This window comes from Chroococcidiopsis sp. TS-821 (assembly GCF_002939305.1).
Lineage (GTDB): Bacteria > Cyanobacteriota > Cyanobacteriia > Cyanobacteriales > Chroococcidiopsidaceae > Chroogloeocystis.
This window is the reverse complement of record NZ_MVDI01000001.1, coordinates 1,554,539-1,569,173: the sequence shown is the minus strand read 5'-3', so window position 1 is coordinate 1,569,173 and position 14,635 is coordinate 1,554,539. Positions and strand designations below refer to the sequence as shown.

The window sequence follows — 14,635 nt, the reverse complement described above, 5'->3', positions numbered from 1 at the left end:
GCAATCAAGTAGCAGATACAAGTTCGCGTTGCTTCGCTTGTTTGATCGTCGCAAGTTGCGCTTGCAATTGTTCTCGAACTTGATAGCGGTAGTGGAAGAAGTGTTCGCCAGCGCCTAAGGCAATGAGGTAGTCGTATACCAGTCGCGGTTTTGTCAGTGCGATCGCGCCTAATTGCCACCAAAAACGAAATCGCGTTGAACGTAATAAACCCTGTCGCCAACAAATCGCAGCAAATAACCGCAATTCAGTCATCGTTATTGGGCGTTTTGTCTTCCCTCGCCAGCCATTCATCATTTGAAAGTGACGAAATGTACGTTTCATGTATGGCATTGGTTCATAAATATGCCAGAATGCATCAATATACTCCTCCGTCAGTTCTTCCACCGGACGAGTTGGCACAAAATTCATAATTGCGCCTTGATGAATTGTCCCTAACCCATCCACTAATCGTCCTTCTTTTTGCAGGCGATTCCACATTGCTGTGTTTTGCAATGCTTGCAATAAACTAAATTGACACTGCGGAATTCCTGTCTCTTCAATAAATGCTTGAATTCGCTTGCCTGCACCAGGACGTTCATTATCAAACCCCATAATAAAGCCAGACATAATTTGCAATCCGGCACGAGTAATTTTATGACAAGATTCAATTAAGTCCTGGCGAGTATTTTGTAATTTGTGAATGCCGACTAAACTATCTGTATCTGGGGTTTCTATTCCCATAAAGACAATCGTAAAACCAGCTTTCACCATGAGTTCAATTAATTCATCATCTTCAGCTAAATTTAGTGAGGCTTCGGTTAACAAAATAAAGGGATAATGATGTGCTTCCATCCACGGAATCAATGCCCTTAAAAATACTTTGGCATTCCGTTTGTTGCCAATAAAATTATCATCGACAACAAAAACATATCGCCGCCAACCCAAGTCGTAAAGAACTTGAAATTCTTGCAACATTTGTTCTGGAGTTTTTGTACGGGGCTTGCGTCCATACAAGTTAATAATGTCGCAAAATTCGCACTGAAAAGGACAACCACGAGAAAACTGAACTGTAATTGCTAAGTAGGCATTCAAATCCAGTAAGTCATACCGCGCAATTGGTGTTTGCGTCACATCCGGTTTTTCTGGCGAACGAAATATCCCGCGTGTTTCGCCGCGTGCCAAAGCTTTTAGAAACATGGGAATCGTGCATTCACCTTCATCTAAAATCAGATAATGCGCTCCTGCCTCTAAAGCAAACTCTGGTACGGATGTCGGGTATGGTCCACCTACAGCAACTTTTTTACCGAGTGCTACACCTTTTTGGATAAGTTCGCGAAAGTCTTGTTTTTGGATAATCATTGCTGATATGACGACCAAGTCGCACCAAGCCCAATCATCCTCAGTTTCAAAACGAACATTGCGGTCTACAAAACGAATTTCCCACTCGGTTGGCAACATTGCGGCGATCGTAATGAGACCAAGCGGAGGATTAGTTGAACGTAAACCTGCTAAATTCAGTGTCTCCTGGTACGACCAGAAAGAATTAGGCATAACAGGCCATAGCAGTAATGCTTTCATGAGCACGCACTCCAAATTTACAAGGAATGAGTGAAGTGATGCATTCCCTTTTGAGGGAGTAATAACCTCAAAATTACTGCTGTAGGCGTCAAAAATTCCTAAAAATTCACCAATATCAATATTTATAAAAATTTATTCATGAAGTGTAGAGAAGGGCTAGTGGTTAATTTTGAATATAAAGAGAAAACATTATTCTTCCTCTGCACCTCTGCTTCCCCTGCACCTCTGCTTCCTCTGCCCTCTTCTCTACATCTCCTGCATCAGACGTAAGTAATTTTGGCGTAATTGTGCCAAATTTTCCATCATCCGATTACTTAAGTCTTTTTCCACATTGCTCATCTCGTGCCAAAAATCAGCCGAACGTCGTGCAGCAATGACTTCTTGCCAGAGTATATCCATCAATTCTGCTGCTTGTGGGTTCGTCGCCGCTATACCGTCACGCAGCTGGGCAAACTCTTCATTTGCTTGGCGATGGGTAGAAACTTCTTGTGCTAACTTGATGCATTGGCGCAGTAGAGTCGTCGGATTTGAGGAAGATTGAGTCATAATTGAAAACTAGTAAATATAAAGAGACTTACTATAGTTTGTGGGCAGTTACTGCTTTAACAATCAACTAAAATCAATGGCTAAACAGCGGGTATTATCTGGAGTTCAACCAACTGGTAATTTACACTTAGGTAATTATCTAGGTGCAATTCGCAATTGGGTAGAAGGGCAAAGCGAATACGAAAATTTCTTTTGTGTAGTGGATCTACACGCTATTACAGTACCGCATAACCCAGCAACCTTAGCAGCAGATACGTATACGATCGCTGCACTGTATCTTGCCTGTGGCATTGACTTAGAATACTCAAATATCTTTGTCCAATCCCACATTTGCGCCCATAGTGAGTTGACATGGTTACTTAATTGCATTACGCCCTTGAACTGGCTGCAAGATATGATCCAGTTTAAGGAAAAGGCAATCAAGCAAGGCGAAAACGTCAATACGGGCTTACTCGATTATCCTGTATTAATGGCAGCAGATATTTTGCTGTATCAAGCAGATAAAGTTCCTGTGGGTGAAGATCAAAAACAACACTTAGAACTAACTCGTGACATTGCAGCACGATTTAACTACCAGTTTGCTAGAGAAAATCCAGTACTTAAACTCCCAGAGCCGCTGATTCGCAAAGAAGGAGCGCGAGTTATGAGTCTTACAGATGGTACGCGCAAAATGTCGAAATCCGATCCTTCTGATGCGAGTCGAATTAATTTACTCGATACTCCAGAACAAATTCAACAAAAAATCAAACGCTGTAAAACTGATCCAATCCGAGGATTAACATTTGATGACCCAGAGCGTCCAGAATGTCATAATTTGTTGACACTATATATGCTGCTTTCGGGTAAGTCTAAAGCCGAAGTTGCTGCGGAGTGTCAAGATATGGGCTGGGGACAATTTAAGCCACTACTCGCAGAAACAGCGATCGCCCACCTTAAACCCATTCAAGACAAATATCATGAAATCATGAACGATAAAGGCTATCTAGAGTCAGTTTTACGTTCAGGACGAGAAAAAGCAGAAGCGATCGCGATTTCAACACTGAACAAAGTGAAATCTTCTTTGGGCTATTCTATGCCAGTGTAATTGCTAGAAAAATATAAAATTTAATTTACACGCTCTAATGCTAAATAATTTAAACGGAACTTCTTTAAACTCATTACGCACAGCCATTATTCAGGGTGACTTTCTAGTTACAGCTGAAGTTGCACCTCCTAAAGGTAGCAATCCCGCGCATATGGTGCAAATGGCACAACAACTCAAAAGTCGCGTTCATGCGGTGAATATTACTGATGGTAGCAGGGCAGTTTTGCGGATGTCTTCGCTCGCTGCTTCGGTAATCCTGTTACAACACGGTATTGAGCCAATTTGTCAAATTGCTTGTCGCGATCGCAACCGCATTGGACTGCAAGCCGATCTGATGGGTGCTTATGCGCTCGGTATCCGCAATATTCTAGCGCTCACAGGCGACCCTGTAAAAGCAGGCGATCATGTTGATGCCAAAAGTGTCTTTGACCTTGAATCGATCCGACTGCTCAAATTAATTCATAAAATGAATTCTGGGACGGATTGTTGCGACCAACCTCTCACCGATGGTGCAACTGATTTATTTCCAGGTGCAGCGGTCGATCCACAACTTGCCAGCTGGTCTGGGTTGCAAAGTCGGTTTGAGCGTAAACTTGAAGCTGGGGCGCAGTTTTTCCAAAGTCAGCTAATTACAGATTTTGACCGTCTAGAAAAATTTATGGATCAAATCGCCAAAGGTTGTGGTAAACCAATCATGGCGGGAATCTTTTTATTAAAATCTGCCAAGAATGCCCAATTTATTAATCGCTGCGTTCCTGGTGTCAACATTCCTCAACATATTATCGACCGCTTAGAACAAGCAAAAGATCCTCTGCAAGAAGGAGTCAAAATAGCCGCAGAACAAGTACAAATTGCTCGCGAATTATGTCAAGGTGTCCATATGATGGCAGTCAAGCGTGAAGATTTGATTCCCCAAATTTTAGACTTAGCTGGCGTTGCACCAGTAAAAAAAGAGCCAGTCCTGTCAATGACAACTCAGGTAAAATAGCACAAAATTGTTAAATGAATTAGTTTAGGCAATACTCGCGGCTAAAAATTTTACTACAAAGTTCTTGGCTTATGCCTTGCTAATTTTAATGCTGATATTAATAAAATCGTGCCTAGAATGAGGTACAGCAGCGAAGCTGATACGTACCTCAATAAAATACTGCCAATAAATGCACCTAATATTGAACCAACTGCCATAAAACTAATAAATTTTTGCTCTGATTTTATTCCTGTTAATTGTTGTAAACTTCTATATTTAAATAAACCCATCAAAATTGTAGGAAGGCTGATTGCTAAACTTAAACTTCCTGCTAATTTGATATCAACAGCAAACACTAAAATAATAGTAGGGATAATCAACTCTCCCCCTGCTACACCCAGCATACTGCTGAAGATACCAATAATAATTCCTGCTAAGAATCCTGCGATGATTCTTAACAAATATGGTATTTGTAAAACTCCAATACTAAAAATGAGATCGTGTCCAATTAATACGATACTTAGAAACATTAAAAAAACGACAACAACTCGATTCAAAACTTTTTCATTGACTTTAGTTGCATAATGAACTCCAACATATGAGCCAATTAAAGAACCTGCCAGAATATTAATGATTATTGCCCAGTTGGCAGTTACGTTTTCAAGACCAACAACACCACTACGAAAAATGAATGAAAATGTTACTGTCACCAGGCTCACGATGAGATTAATGACGATCGCTTGCAGAGTACGGTAGTGAAAAACACTCACTAGGATGGGTAGGCGAAACTCTGCACCTCCTAACCCAATTAATCCACCAAGTACTCCTACTACTGCACCCCAAACAAGTGCCCAAAAATTTCTCATCTAGAGTCTCCATGTTAGTAATACTAATTCACTAAATATAGAGCTACAAACCATTTCTCCCCTGCTCCCCTACTCCCCTGCTCCCCTGCGTCCTCTGCCCCTCTGCTCCCAAAATTGTTAAGCCCTTCACCCTTAACAATTCACCAGTCTTGCGAACAACTGTGGCGATCGCTAAGTAGGCTACAAAAAACGTGCAAGTATATTGGCATTGTATAGATAATACTTGCCTAGGGTTTCCAGTGATAGAGAAATTGCGAGCAAACCATGAAAAAGTACTTGCGGTTTTTAGTTCTTGCTCTGATCAGTTGCTTAGCAGCGTGCCAAGTTTCGACTGTCAATACATCACCAGTAGCTGATGAGCCAATCACCTTGACTGTCTCCGCAGCCGCAGACTTAAACTACGTATTTACAGAGATTGGTAAGCTTTGGGAACAAGAAACCGGAAATCAAGTAACGTTTAACATGGGATCGACAGGACAACTTGCCCAGCAGATTGAGCGAGGAGCACCTGTAGATTTGTTTGCAGCAGCTAATAAGCAATTTATTGAAGATTTAGACCAAAAAGGGTTAATAATTTCAGAAACAAAGGCATTGTATGGAGTAGGGCGGATTACACTCTGGCAGCGAGAAGATAGCCCCTTCAATGTTCAAGATATTAAAGACTTGACTCAACCACAGATTCAGCGAGTTGCGATCGCCAATCCCGATCGCGCACCTTATGGTGTCGCCGCGCGGGAAGCTTTGCAATCAGCAGGCATTTGGGAAGAACTGCAACCGAAACTTGTCTTTGGCGAAAACATCCGGCAAACACAGCAATACGCAGAAACAGGAAATGTAGATGTTGCGATCGCCGCGCTTTCTATCAGCGTGAATAAACCAGGCAAGTGGACTTTAATTCCTGATGATTTACATCAACCTCTCGAACAAATGCTGGCAGTTCCCAAAAGTGCCCGTCATCCAGAGCTAGCCAAGCAATTCGCTGCTTTTATTAATGGCGAACAGGGAAGACCTTTAATGCGCGAATATGGCTTCATTTTACCAGGGGAGGAACCAGTGTCATGATCTGGCAGCCGTTTATGTTGTCTTTGCAAGTGACAATTGTTGCCAGTGTTTTAATTCTGGTATTTGGTTTAAGCTTAGGAATTTGGCTTGCTAGAAAACAATTTCCAGGGCAGATTTTTGTTTCCACACTGCTGAATTTGCCGTTAGTGTTGCCACCGAGTGTCGTAGGTTATTTCTTATTGTTGGCGTTGGGAAGAGGTAGCCCAATCAGAGAATGGTTTGGTATTGATTTATTATTTACCTGGCAAGCTGGAGCGATCGCCTCTGCGGTTGTGGCATTTCCTCTGATGGTTGAATCAACTAGAGCCGCGATCGCCAACGTCGATCCTGAATTAGAAGCCGCAGCGCGTACGCTTGGTTCCACAGAACTAGAAGTCCTTTGGCGGGTGGCAATTCCTGTAGCTTACCGAGGCATTTTAGCTGGTTTTGGGTTGAGTGTGGCAAGAGGACTTGGAGAATTCGGAGCCACCTTGATGGTTGCAGGTAGCATCCCTGGAAGAACGCAAACTTTACCCTTAGCGATCTACGACGCAGTACAAATGCAACGGTATGAATTAGCAAACATCATGGTACTCATCATGAGTGCGATCGCCTTTGCTGTGCTGTGGTGGGTGCGATATCTAGAATCACAACAACCCCAGAGTCAAAGAAAACAGTACAAGAAACAGCAAGCATTCAATGCAACTCATCGTCGATATCCAAAAGCAACTTTCTAGTTATTCTCTAGAAGTCGCTTTTAAAGTTGAGCAAGAAACGTTAGGAATTTTGGGGAGTTCAGGTTCAGGCAAAAGTATGACTCTGCGTTGTATTGCCGGAATCGAAACGCCTGATAGGGGAGTCATTGTACTTAACGACCGAGTTTTGTATGACTCTCGTAAAGGAATTAATTTGCCAAGTCGCGATCGCAACGTCGGTTTCCTTTTCCAAAACTATGCTCTATTTCCTCATCTTACTATTGCCCAAAACATCGCCTACGGTCTAAAAGGCTTACCTAAGAGTGTGCAAGCCAGACGCGTTGCCACTCAATTAGAACAAGTCAAACTAACAGGGTTTGAGCATCGCTATCCTCATCAGTTATCAGGTGGACAACAACAGCGAGTAGCGCTAGCTAGAGCATTAGCGACTAATCCAGAGATTTTACTATTAGATGAGCCATTTTCTGCCCTTGATACTCATTTACGCAGCGAACTAGAAAAGCAACTTATTAAAACCTTATCTAGCTACCAAGGATTAACTTTATTTGTGAGTCACAACTTAGAGGAAGCTTACCGAATTTGTCAAAAATTGATTGTTCTCTCGGCTGGCAAGATTGTTGCAGATGGAAATAAACAAACCATTTTTGAACATCCCAACACGTTGACTGTCGCACGACTCACCGGCTGTAAAAATATTTCCCGCATTCGACAGATAGACTCTCAGCAAATTCAAGCACTAGATTGGAACTGCACTCTGCAATCTCCTGAACCTGTGTCTTCACTGCATACCCATGTAGGTATTCGTGCCCATCAAATTACCTTTCCCAATCAATATCAGGAAAATACGTTTCCCTGTTGGTTAGTTTGGACGAGTGAAACGCCTCATCGCCTGACTGTGTATTTGAAGTTGCAAGAACCACCTATTGACACAGATGATTATCATCTTCAGGCAGAAGTCTTTAAGGACAAATGGGAAAGCATAAAAAACCGTCCTGCACCGTGGTTTGTTTGCCTAGATTCACGTCGTTTGTTTTTACTCATCGATTAACACAACTGTTATACCGTTTCACTTTGAAGTTGTTACAAATAGGCAGTAGAGGGGCAGAGGAGTAGAGGAGCAGAGGGGCAGAGGACGCAGGGGAGCAGAGGAAGCAGAGGAGAAATGATTTGTAGCTTTTATTTAGTGAAATGGTATTACAATGCGTGTAAAGAATTCATTACTGAGCAAAAATATTACATTTTAGTCGGGTGAGGCATGCCTAACTACAAAGGCTGAATTAATCTGAATTTGTAGAGTGGGTGTCCTCACCTACCCATGATTGCAATAAGTCTAATAACCATTGATAGCTTTCAGGTTATGTGGAATCTGGTAATGTAAAAAGCAGCTTTGTGCCAGTTTTCAAGGAATTTAGTCAAGTAGTGTGAAGCAACACGATCTTTACAACAACCTTAAGCAAGTGCGGCTGCGATTGGGTTTGAGCCAGCAAGACTTAGCTGATATTGCCGGAGTTTCTCGACAAACTATTGGAGGTGTGGAATCAGGACAATATGCCCCGTCAACTACCATAGCACTTCGTTTAGCAAAGGCATTAGGATGTCAAGTTGAAGATTTGTTCTGGTTGGAACAAGACACTCCTGAAATTGAAGCAATTCCCACACAGCATACTCCTACCGGCAAAACACTACGCTTGAGCCTAGCGCGAGTTGGCGGACGCTGGATAGCTTATCCGCTGTTGGGCAATGATGCTTTCCGCATGGAAATGATTCCTGCTGATGGAGAAGGATATGATTCATCTTCATCGATACAAGTTAAGTTACTTGACGATCCAGAAAAACTTCATCAAACCGTTGTTTTAGCAGGTTGTACGCCAGCCCTCTCGCTATGGGCACGGGCAGCAGAACGCTGGCATCCTGAATTACGAGTTCATTGGACATCTGACAACAGTATGACAGCCTTGCATCGGCTCTGTCGCGGGGAAGTTCACATTGCTGGTATGCATTTATACGATCCTGTGACTCAGGAACACAATGTTCCTTTCGTGCAGGCTGTTTTGCAAAATAACACAGCAGTCTTAATTAATTTGGGAAGTTGGGAAGAGGGATTAATGATTCAGCCAGGAAATCCCCTCAATCTCAAATCTGTAGAGGATTTAACGTTGCCTGGCGTTACGATTATCAACCGAGAAGAGGGATCGGGTAGCCGCCAGTTGTTAGAGCGATCGCTTCAGCAAGCAGGTATTGAATTTGATTCTGTCAAGGGTTTTGAGCAAATTGTCGGCGGACACTTGGAAGTCGCGCAGGCGATCGCCACAGGTAAAGCAGCTGCGGGAGTCAGCACTGCATCAGTCGCTGCTGCCTTTGGTTTAGAATTTCTACCACTGCATCGTTCCCGATACGATCTAGTTATTCTTAAACCTTACCTAGATGAAGCCCCCGTACAACAACTACTGAGTACCTTAGGGCATCGGCGAGTTCTCTCACAACTAGAAGCCTTAGGTGGATATGACACCAGCCAAACGGGAGAGGTAATCGCAACAGTTGAGCCAACCTTGTCAAACACTAGCTCAAAACGAGTAAAACACTAGATATCACAATCCTTGCCACACTTCACTAATAAATATATAGATTTCATGTTGTGCCTTTATTATTTGTTCAATTGCCCAAAAGCCCAAGCCATTCACGTACATCTTCAAACAGGTGCGCTTGACAGTTTAGAAATTAGCAGATCGTGCCGCTCCGGCAACAACGTCGCGCTACGACCGTCGAGGGGAAGAAACGCTGCGTCGTGCTGTGCAGTCTTTGAAGATTCTTGGTACGGATAGAAGATAAAAAGTAGCGAACGCTCGCAGCAAACCATATACGAGATGTTGCTCGACCAAGTTGCCTAAGTACTCCTCATTAAAAAACGCCATGCTGTAAAAGCACATTTATCTAGGATTTTGTAGCTCAACCTACACTTTTTTGCTGTCCGCAAGCCATATACTCAACCGCAAACTCTCCAGGAAAGATGTTGTGAGGCTGGCAAACAAAGTTTGTACGATCACTGGGGTAGGATCTGGAATTGGACGAGCAACCGCTGTACAGTTTGCCCGCAACGGCGCGACAGTTGTTGCCATCGACCACAATACCGCAGAACTTGAAAAAACTTGTCATCTGATTGAACAAGCAGGCGGTATCTGTCAGGCGATCGCTGCTGATGTCAGTTGCGAAGCTGAAGTAGAAAAGGCGATCGCGCAAGCTGTTGAAACTTTTGGCAGACTCGATGTCTTGCACAACAATGCTGGAATTTCAATTCTCAAACTCGCTACTGAAATGACTGAGGAAGAATTCGACCGATTGCTGGGCGTGAATCTCAAAGGCGTCTTCTTCGGTTGCAAGCACGCTATCCCGCAGATGTTGCGGCAAGGCGGCGGCACGATCGTCAATACGGCTTCAGAGTTGGCGCTAGTAGCTCAACCATTCTACGCTGCTTACTGTGCTACAAAAGGTGGCGTCATACACAAGTCCCGCGTTGAGCTAACATGACTTACTGCGCCAAACTTGCTGCGCGAGTATTTTGCAAAGCACAACAATGGAAGCGATCGCTCAAAAAAATAGTGAAAAAAGCCATCTGCTTCTCAAACCAGAATAGTCCCATTAGTACATGAAGTGAATAAACATGTTACAAATTGTTTTCTACCCGCACCAAACCAATTCAGAGTTAAGTACGGGTTGTGGGTTACTGAAAGTTTTGTCAATCAGCAGGAGCATCGTTAGTTCTGGGAACCTCCGATTCTTCTGAAATAGGATCTTCTGGATTTTCGCTATCGTCAGAAGCAGAGGTATCAACTTCTACCTCCGGTGCCACTTTTTGTTTGCCTTCTAAGATAACTTCACCTTGTTCTTGGTTTGTCATAAATCCCCCGTTTTCCAATGCTTCTAAAAAATATTGGCAATCGCCTAAAATTCCTATAGCTAAACAACTACGAAAAGTGCAAGCAGTGAATTGAAGGTAGCCCAGACGCAAGTTGCTTCCATGTTGAACCAGCATCCTCTGACACAAAGATTTGACCGTCACTCGTGCCAAAAGCTGCCTTATCCTTCAGTGCAGCAAGGCTGCCCGTGTTGATATTATTTGAAAACCATTGTGGCAGACCTTGTTCGCACTTCTCAAATGTTCCTGGTTGGTCGAGCGATCGCCGATAAACTGCCGCTTTAGCACCGGATGGACCTACCGAAGTACTCATCAAGATTGTTTCACCGCAAACTGCTACAGCACGAGAATAAGTAGCGTGTAAGTTAGCTCGATCGAAGCTCCATGTATCTCCTGCATTCGTGCTAATTGCCAGTCCCTTTGCCGTAGCTGCTAGTACCAAACCAGGACGCTCTTGAACAGTTATTACTTGATGAACGTCCGAGTCCAGGTCAATAGTAGATTGCCACGAGCGTCCGTTGTCTTGAGAGCGCAAGATACCGCCAACATGGACGTTTGCGTAAAGTTCGCCTGAATGTCCTACCGCAAGCGAACGAACCGCTGGCAAACCGCCCCAAGGCGTGTACCATTCATCTCTTCCTGGGGCTAAGTCAAAGCTATCGATAAATTCAATGTTGTCACGCGCAATCCATAGAAGATGAGCATCAGATGTGCCAACAAGAACTTTTCCGTTAAGAGGTTCAATGCAGTTGAGTTGTAAGTTTTGGATGTTCGAGGCTACTACTTGCCACTCACTGCGATCGTCGCGATGCCATATTGACTTACGATCTACCACCACCCACAATCCGTTGAAACTTGGAGCAATGGCAGTAATGTTCTGTCCTTCCAGTTCAATTCTCTGCTCGGAATTTGAGAGCAACAATAAACCTTCGTTCGTTCCTACTATTAGTCGCTCGTCATGGCTGATGCCAATTCCAGACGATTCTATCGTTTGTTGAATAAATGCAGTCATCTCCAAACTTCCTTTCTCTATTGCTCAAGTTTTCTCGAACACGAACAATAGAGAGTTAAAGGGTTGACTTTCTCAATAAGTTTCTTCAATTTCTATTATAAGACTATGCTATCGGATGAATGTCTAAACGGTTGTGTTACCGAATGTACGATTAGTTTGTAAAGCGATTGTTGTTTTTGTATAGAAATATTTATCTATCAAATATAAAGGAATATCTTTTTAAAATCTCCCTAATCCTAGTTTTCCAATAACTAGATAAAGCATCTAGCTATTGTCCTACTTTACGTGCAGTACGTTACTGGTTTTTACTAAGGAGATGCCATTGGAGCCGAATCAGCTAAGTCTATTTTCTAAGCTTGAAATCAACCGTACTTCAGTTCGCAAGCAAAACACGCTGGTGATGAACTCTGATACTTTGAGCAATTGGAAATCTCAAATATTTACTCATCAACAACGTGCTAGACAAAGCAAGCATACATTACAGACAACACAGACAACGCTGTTTGATATTACACTGACGCACGCTGACTTAGATGCAGAAGCAATAAATCCATTTAATCTGCCTCTACATTCAATATCGTTTTATCGGTTGCCAGCAAATACTTCAGGAGAAGCATGCATCTATTTTGTCATAGACAATGCTGCTCAATTGCTTCTGTATATTGGCGAAACTTGTCGCTCGAATATGTGTCGGAAAGGAACCCGCGACTGCAAGCGCTACATCGAGAACTATCAAAGTCTACATTATCACAGCCCAAACTCAACCCAGGCAGTAGCTAGAACAAACACTAATCCAAAAGTAGCGATCGCCTTTCAACAAAGAAAATTGGATTTTTGGGGTGCATTTTTTATTTAAAGTTCATCACTTTCTGAATGTTGGTGCTTATACTCTTGATATTGTCTATCCTTCACTTGCCAATACTTATCCACTGTTGTTTTCGCAGCAACAGCTTGTTCGTATTCTACGCCCTGCTCTGCTAGCAACCGCTCTTTTACCTTCTGCCGCAAGTCAGACACAGCTTTACCATTGACGCCACGAGTCTGCGACCAATTGAGTATCGGTGCAGGATACAAGCCATCATTCAAATGCACGCCGTTAAGTATTTCTGCTAAGTTATACCCTCGTAGTTCTGGTATCCAGTAGTAAATAAACTTTAGATCAGAATCTTTTTCTTGCAAATTCTTATTTGGATTATAGATGCGAAAAGTATCTGACAGCGGATTGGTTACTCCCGACTGCATCTGCCACTGCCAATTATCAATTGCTAAATCGCCATCAATTAAATAATTCATATAATGCCGCGCCCCGTGATGCCACGATACACCGCAGTTAATAGTCAAAAATGTAGCGCACATCGCCCGCATCCGAAAGTTCATCCACCCCATTGTTTTCAACTGCCGCATTGAAGCATCGACAAGTGGAAATCCGGTTTCTCCTTCTTGCCACGCCGCAAACACTTCTTGCTTTTCTGGTATCAATGGAGCCGGATGATACCACTCGTCAAACTCTGGGTAACGATTTTGGTAAGCAATCTCAGGATGATGATACAACCGCTGCGAAAAACTATCTCTCCACCGCAGGCGATCGCGGAATGTTTTAAGTGCAAATTCGGCTTTAGAATCGGCTAATTTGGCAGCACGGACTTTGGTACGCTGGTATACACTACGAGTCGAAATTGTTCCGAAAGCTAGGTGTGGCGAAAGGTGCGAAGTTGCGCCTTGTTGCGTCAACCACGGACGCGATACTTTCCAGTGATAACCGTGAAATCTGCATTCTAAGAATGAGTTGAGCGTGGCGATCGCCTCTGTCTCCCCACCACAAAAATACTCGTTCTCGACTTGCCAGAACTGGGAATACTTGTGCTTGAGTTCTGTAAATGAAAGCTGCGGTATGTCAAGTTTTAGCTGCGGTGTATAAATAAGCTCTGGCGTTGGATGAATTGATTGACGCTGATACGTGTAATATTCTTTGAACCAAGTATCGCGGTTATCGGCGTCAACTTGCAGAAAGTTATTCAATCCTAAGTGGCAGTCAAGATTAAGTTTGCGGTAGAAATCGATAATTGAGCGATCGCGTTTGATGCCGTACTCGACCTGCACGTCGCGGTTGAAGAACAGTTTAGGATTATACCCCTGCTGTAGCAATTGCCGAGTCAGCTGTTGCAGTGCTGCAACTGAATCGCCTTCTAACAAGTATAGTTGGCTACCTCGCTTTCTCAAATTTGCATCAAGATCCTCAAGGGATTCAAACAAAAACTTGACTCGCGTTGCACTGACATCTGCCCAAGTGTAAAACCACGGGTCGATGATGAAGCAGGGTAACACTAAGGCATTGTTTGCTGCTGCCAAAGCAACGCATTCATTGTCGCTCAAGCGCAGATCCCGCCGAAACCAAAGTAAGTGTATTCTCAAGCTGCCTTACCAACTCTTGCTGTTTCTAATTATGCAAGCGGCTGGTTGAAGCAGTAGTAGGTAAACTCGGCTAAGAGTTGACAGATTTCTCCACCTAATTATTTGTTCAACTAATTTGCGTCATTGGGTTAATTGAGAATCGAGTCGGTCGAGCAACGCTAGTCCTACTGATACGCTTCCCTTTGCTGCCATAGCTCGAAATCGGGTTTCTGCATCAAATTCAGCTTAAGCGATCGCAGTTGAGAGTTCTTCAATCAGCTTATTGCTCATATTTCTTTTTTTTGCCAATTCTTTCAATCGTTCGTGTTTGTCATCGGGTAAGCAAATCGTCAAAGTAGCCATAGCTTATCTCCTAATTAAGATTAATCATCTCGTCAGGTTTGAGAATCGACAATGTAGGAAAAGAAAGTTCTGCTTGCTTAAAGTCCTTAGTATTGTGAGTAACAATAATGCTTGCATTCTTAGCTCTCCACCAAAGGCTCTCAAATGGGTTCTATAAAGAATATCAAGATGAAAAGCT

General features: G+C 43.1%; 14 protein-coding genes and 1 pseudogene. 8 read left to right on the top strand and 7 right to left on the bottom strand.

The window, feature by feature from the left end; genetic code table 11:
- Positions 1-4: 4 nt before the first annotated feature.
- Both B1A85_RS07110 and B1A85_RS07105 read right to left on the bottom strand, forming a co-directional pair.
- Complete coding sequence (locus B1A85_RS07110) at positions 5-1,558, bottom strand: B12-binding domain-containing radical SAM protein (RefSeq protein ID WP_104546155.1); 1,554 nt, start codon at positions 1,556-1,558, stop codon at positions 5-7.
- Positions 1,559-1,804: 246 nt separating this feature from the next.
- Positions 1,805-2,104: a hypothetical protein gene (locus tag B1A85_RS07105; protein WP_104546154.1), complete on the bottom strand. Its 300-nt coding sequence runs from the start codon at positions 2,102-2,104 to the stop codon at positions 1,805-1,807.
- Between the two features lie 76 nt (positions 2,105-2,180).
- Here B1A85_RS07105 and trpS point away from each other — a divergent pair, with 76 nt between their 5' ends.
- Positions 2,181-3,188 carry a tryptophan--tRNA ligase gene (gene trpS / locus B1A85_RS07100; RefSeq protein ID WP_104546153.1) on the top strand — a complete coding sequence of 336 codons (1,008 nt, stop codon included), beginning with the start codon at positions 2,181-2,183 and terminating at the stop codon, positions 3,186-3,188.
- A 37-nt stretch (positions 3,189-3,225) separates the two neighbouring features.
- Positions 3,226-4,176 (top strand): methylenetetrahydrofolate reductase, encoded by a 951-nt coding sequence (locus B1A85_RS07095; RefSeq protein ID WP_104546152.1) that lies wholly within the window; start codon positions 3,226-3,228, stop codon positions 4,174-4,176.
- A gap of 53 nt (positions 4,177-4,229) precedes the next feature.
- Here the strand turns inward: B1A85_RS07095 and B1A85_RS07090 are convergent, their stop codons facing one another.
- On the bottom strand, positions 4,230-5,021 hold the full coding sequence (locus B1A85_RS07090) for a sulfite exporter TauE/SafE family protein (protein WP_104546151.1): 792 nt from the start codon (positions 5,019-5,021) through the stop codon (positions 4,230-4,232).
- Between the two features lie 264 nt (positions 5,022-5,285).
- On the opposite strand from B1A85_RS07090, the gene modA reads away from it, so the two are divergent.
- The 5 genes from modA to B1A85_RS07060 all read left to right on the top strand — a co-directional run bounded on the left by modA (position 5,286) and on the right by B1A85_RS07060 (position 10,303).
- Complete coding sequence (modA, locus tag B1A85_RS07085) at positions 5,286-6,083, top strand: molybdate ABC transporter substrate-binding protein (RefSeq protein ID WP_104546150.1); 798 nt, start codon at positions 5,286-5,288, stop codon at positions 6,081-6,083.
- Positions 6,080-6,799, top strand: a complete 720-nt coding sequence (gene modB, locus B1A85_RS07080; protein WP_104546149.1) for a molybdate ABC transporter permease subunit — start codon at positions 6,080-6,082, stop codon at positions 6,797-6,799. The genes modA and modB overlap by 4 nt, the downstream gene beginning before the upstream one ends.
- The gene (locus tag B1A85_RS07075; RefSeq protein WP_104546148.1) at positions 6,762-7,826 is read left to right on the top strand and encodes a sulfate/molybdate ABC transporter ATP-binding protein; all 1,065 of its coding nucleotides are present in this window, start codon (positions 6,762-6,764) and stop codon (positions 7,824-7,826) included. The genes modB and B1A85_RS07075 overlap by 38 nt, the downstream gene beginning before the upstream one ends.
- A 373-nt stretch (positions 7,827-8,199) precedes the next feature.
- Positions 8,200-9,363: a substrate-binding domain-containing protein gene (locus B1A85_RS07070; protein ID WP_104546147.1), complete on the top strand. Its 1,164-nt coding sequence runs from the start codon at positions 8,200-8,202 to the stop codon at positions 9,361-9,363.
- Positions 9,364-9,790: 427 nt separating this feature from the next.
- Positions 9,791-10,303 carry an SDR family NAD(P)-dependent oxidoreductase gene (locus B1A85_RS07060; RefSeq protein WP_104546146.1) on the top strand — a complete coding sequence of 171 codons (513 nt, stop codon included), beginning with the start codon at positions 9,791-9,793 and terminating at the stop codon, positions 10,301-10,303.
- Positions 10,304-10,511: 208 nt separating this feature from the next.
- On the opposite strand, the gene B1A85_RS23875 is transcribed toward B1A85_RS07060, so the two are convergent.
- Positions 10,512-10,673 carry a hypothetical protein gene (locus tag B1A85_RS23875; RefSeq protein WP_168192358.1) on the bottom strand — a complete coding sequence of 54 codons (162 nt, stop codon included), beginning with the start codon at positions 10,671-10,673 and terminating at the stop codon, positions 10,512-10,514.
- Positions 10,674-10,740: 67 nt separating this feature from the next.
- Complete coding sequence (locus B1A85_RS07055; protein ID WP_104546145.1) at positions 10,741-11,703, bottom strand: hypothetical protein; 963 nt, start codon at positions 11,701-11,703, stop codon at positions 10,741-10,743.
- A 316-nt stretch (positions 11,704-12,019) separates the two neighbouring features.
- Here B1A85_RS07055 and B1A85_RS07050 point away from each other — a divergent pair, with 316 nt between their 5' ends.
- On the top strand, positions 12,020-12,559 hold the full coding sequence (locus tag B1A85_RS07050) for a hypothetical protein (RefSeq protein ID WP_210404215.1): 540 nt from the start codon (positions 12,020-12,022) through the stop codon (positions 12,557-12,559).
- Here the strand turns inward: B1A85_RS07050 and B1A85_RS07045 are convergent.
- Both B1A85_RS07045 and B1A85_RS26010 read right to left on the bottom strand, forming a co-directional pair.
- Complete coding sequence (locus B1A85_RS07045; RefSeq protein ID WP_210404214.1) at positions 12,556-14,115, bottom strand: FAD-binding domain-containing protein; 1,560 nt, start codon at positions 14,113-14,115, stop codon at positions 12,556-12,558. The genes B1A85_RS07050 and B1A85_RS07045 overlap by 4 nt on opposite strands.
- 120 nt (positions 14,116-14,235) lie before the next feature.
- Positions 14,236-14,457 (bottom strand): annotated as a pseudogene (locus tag B1A85_RS26010) (toxin-antitoxin system HicB family antitoxin).
- Positions 14,458-14,635: the final 178 nt, after the last annotated feature.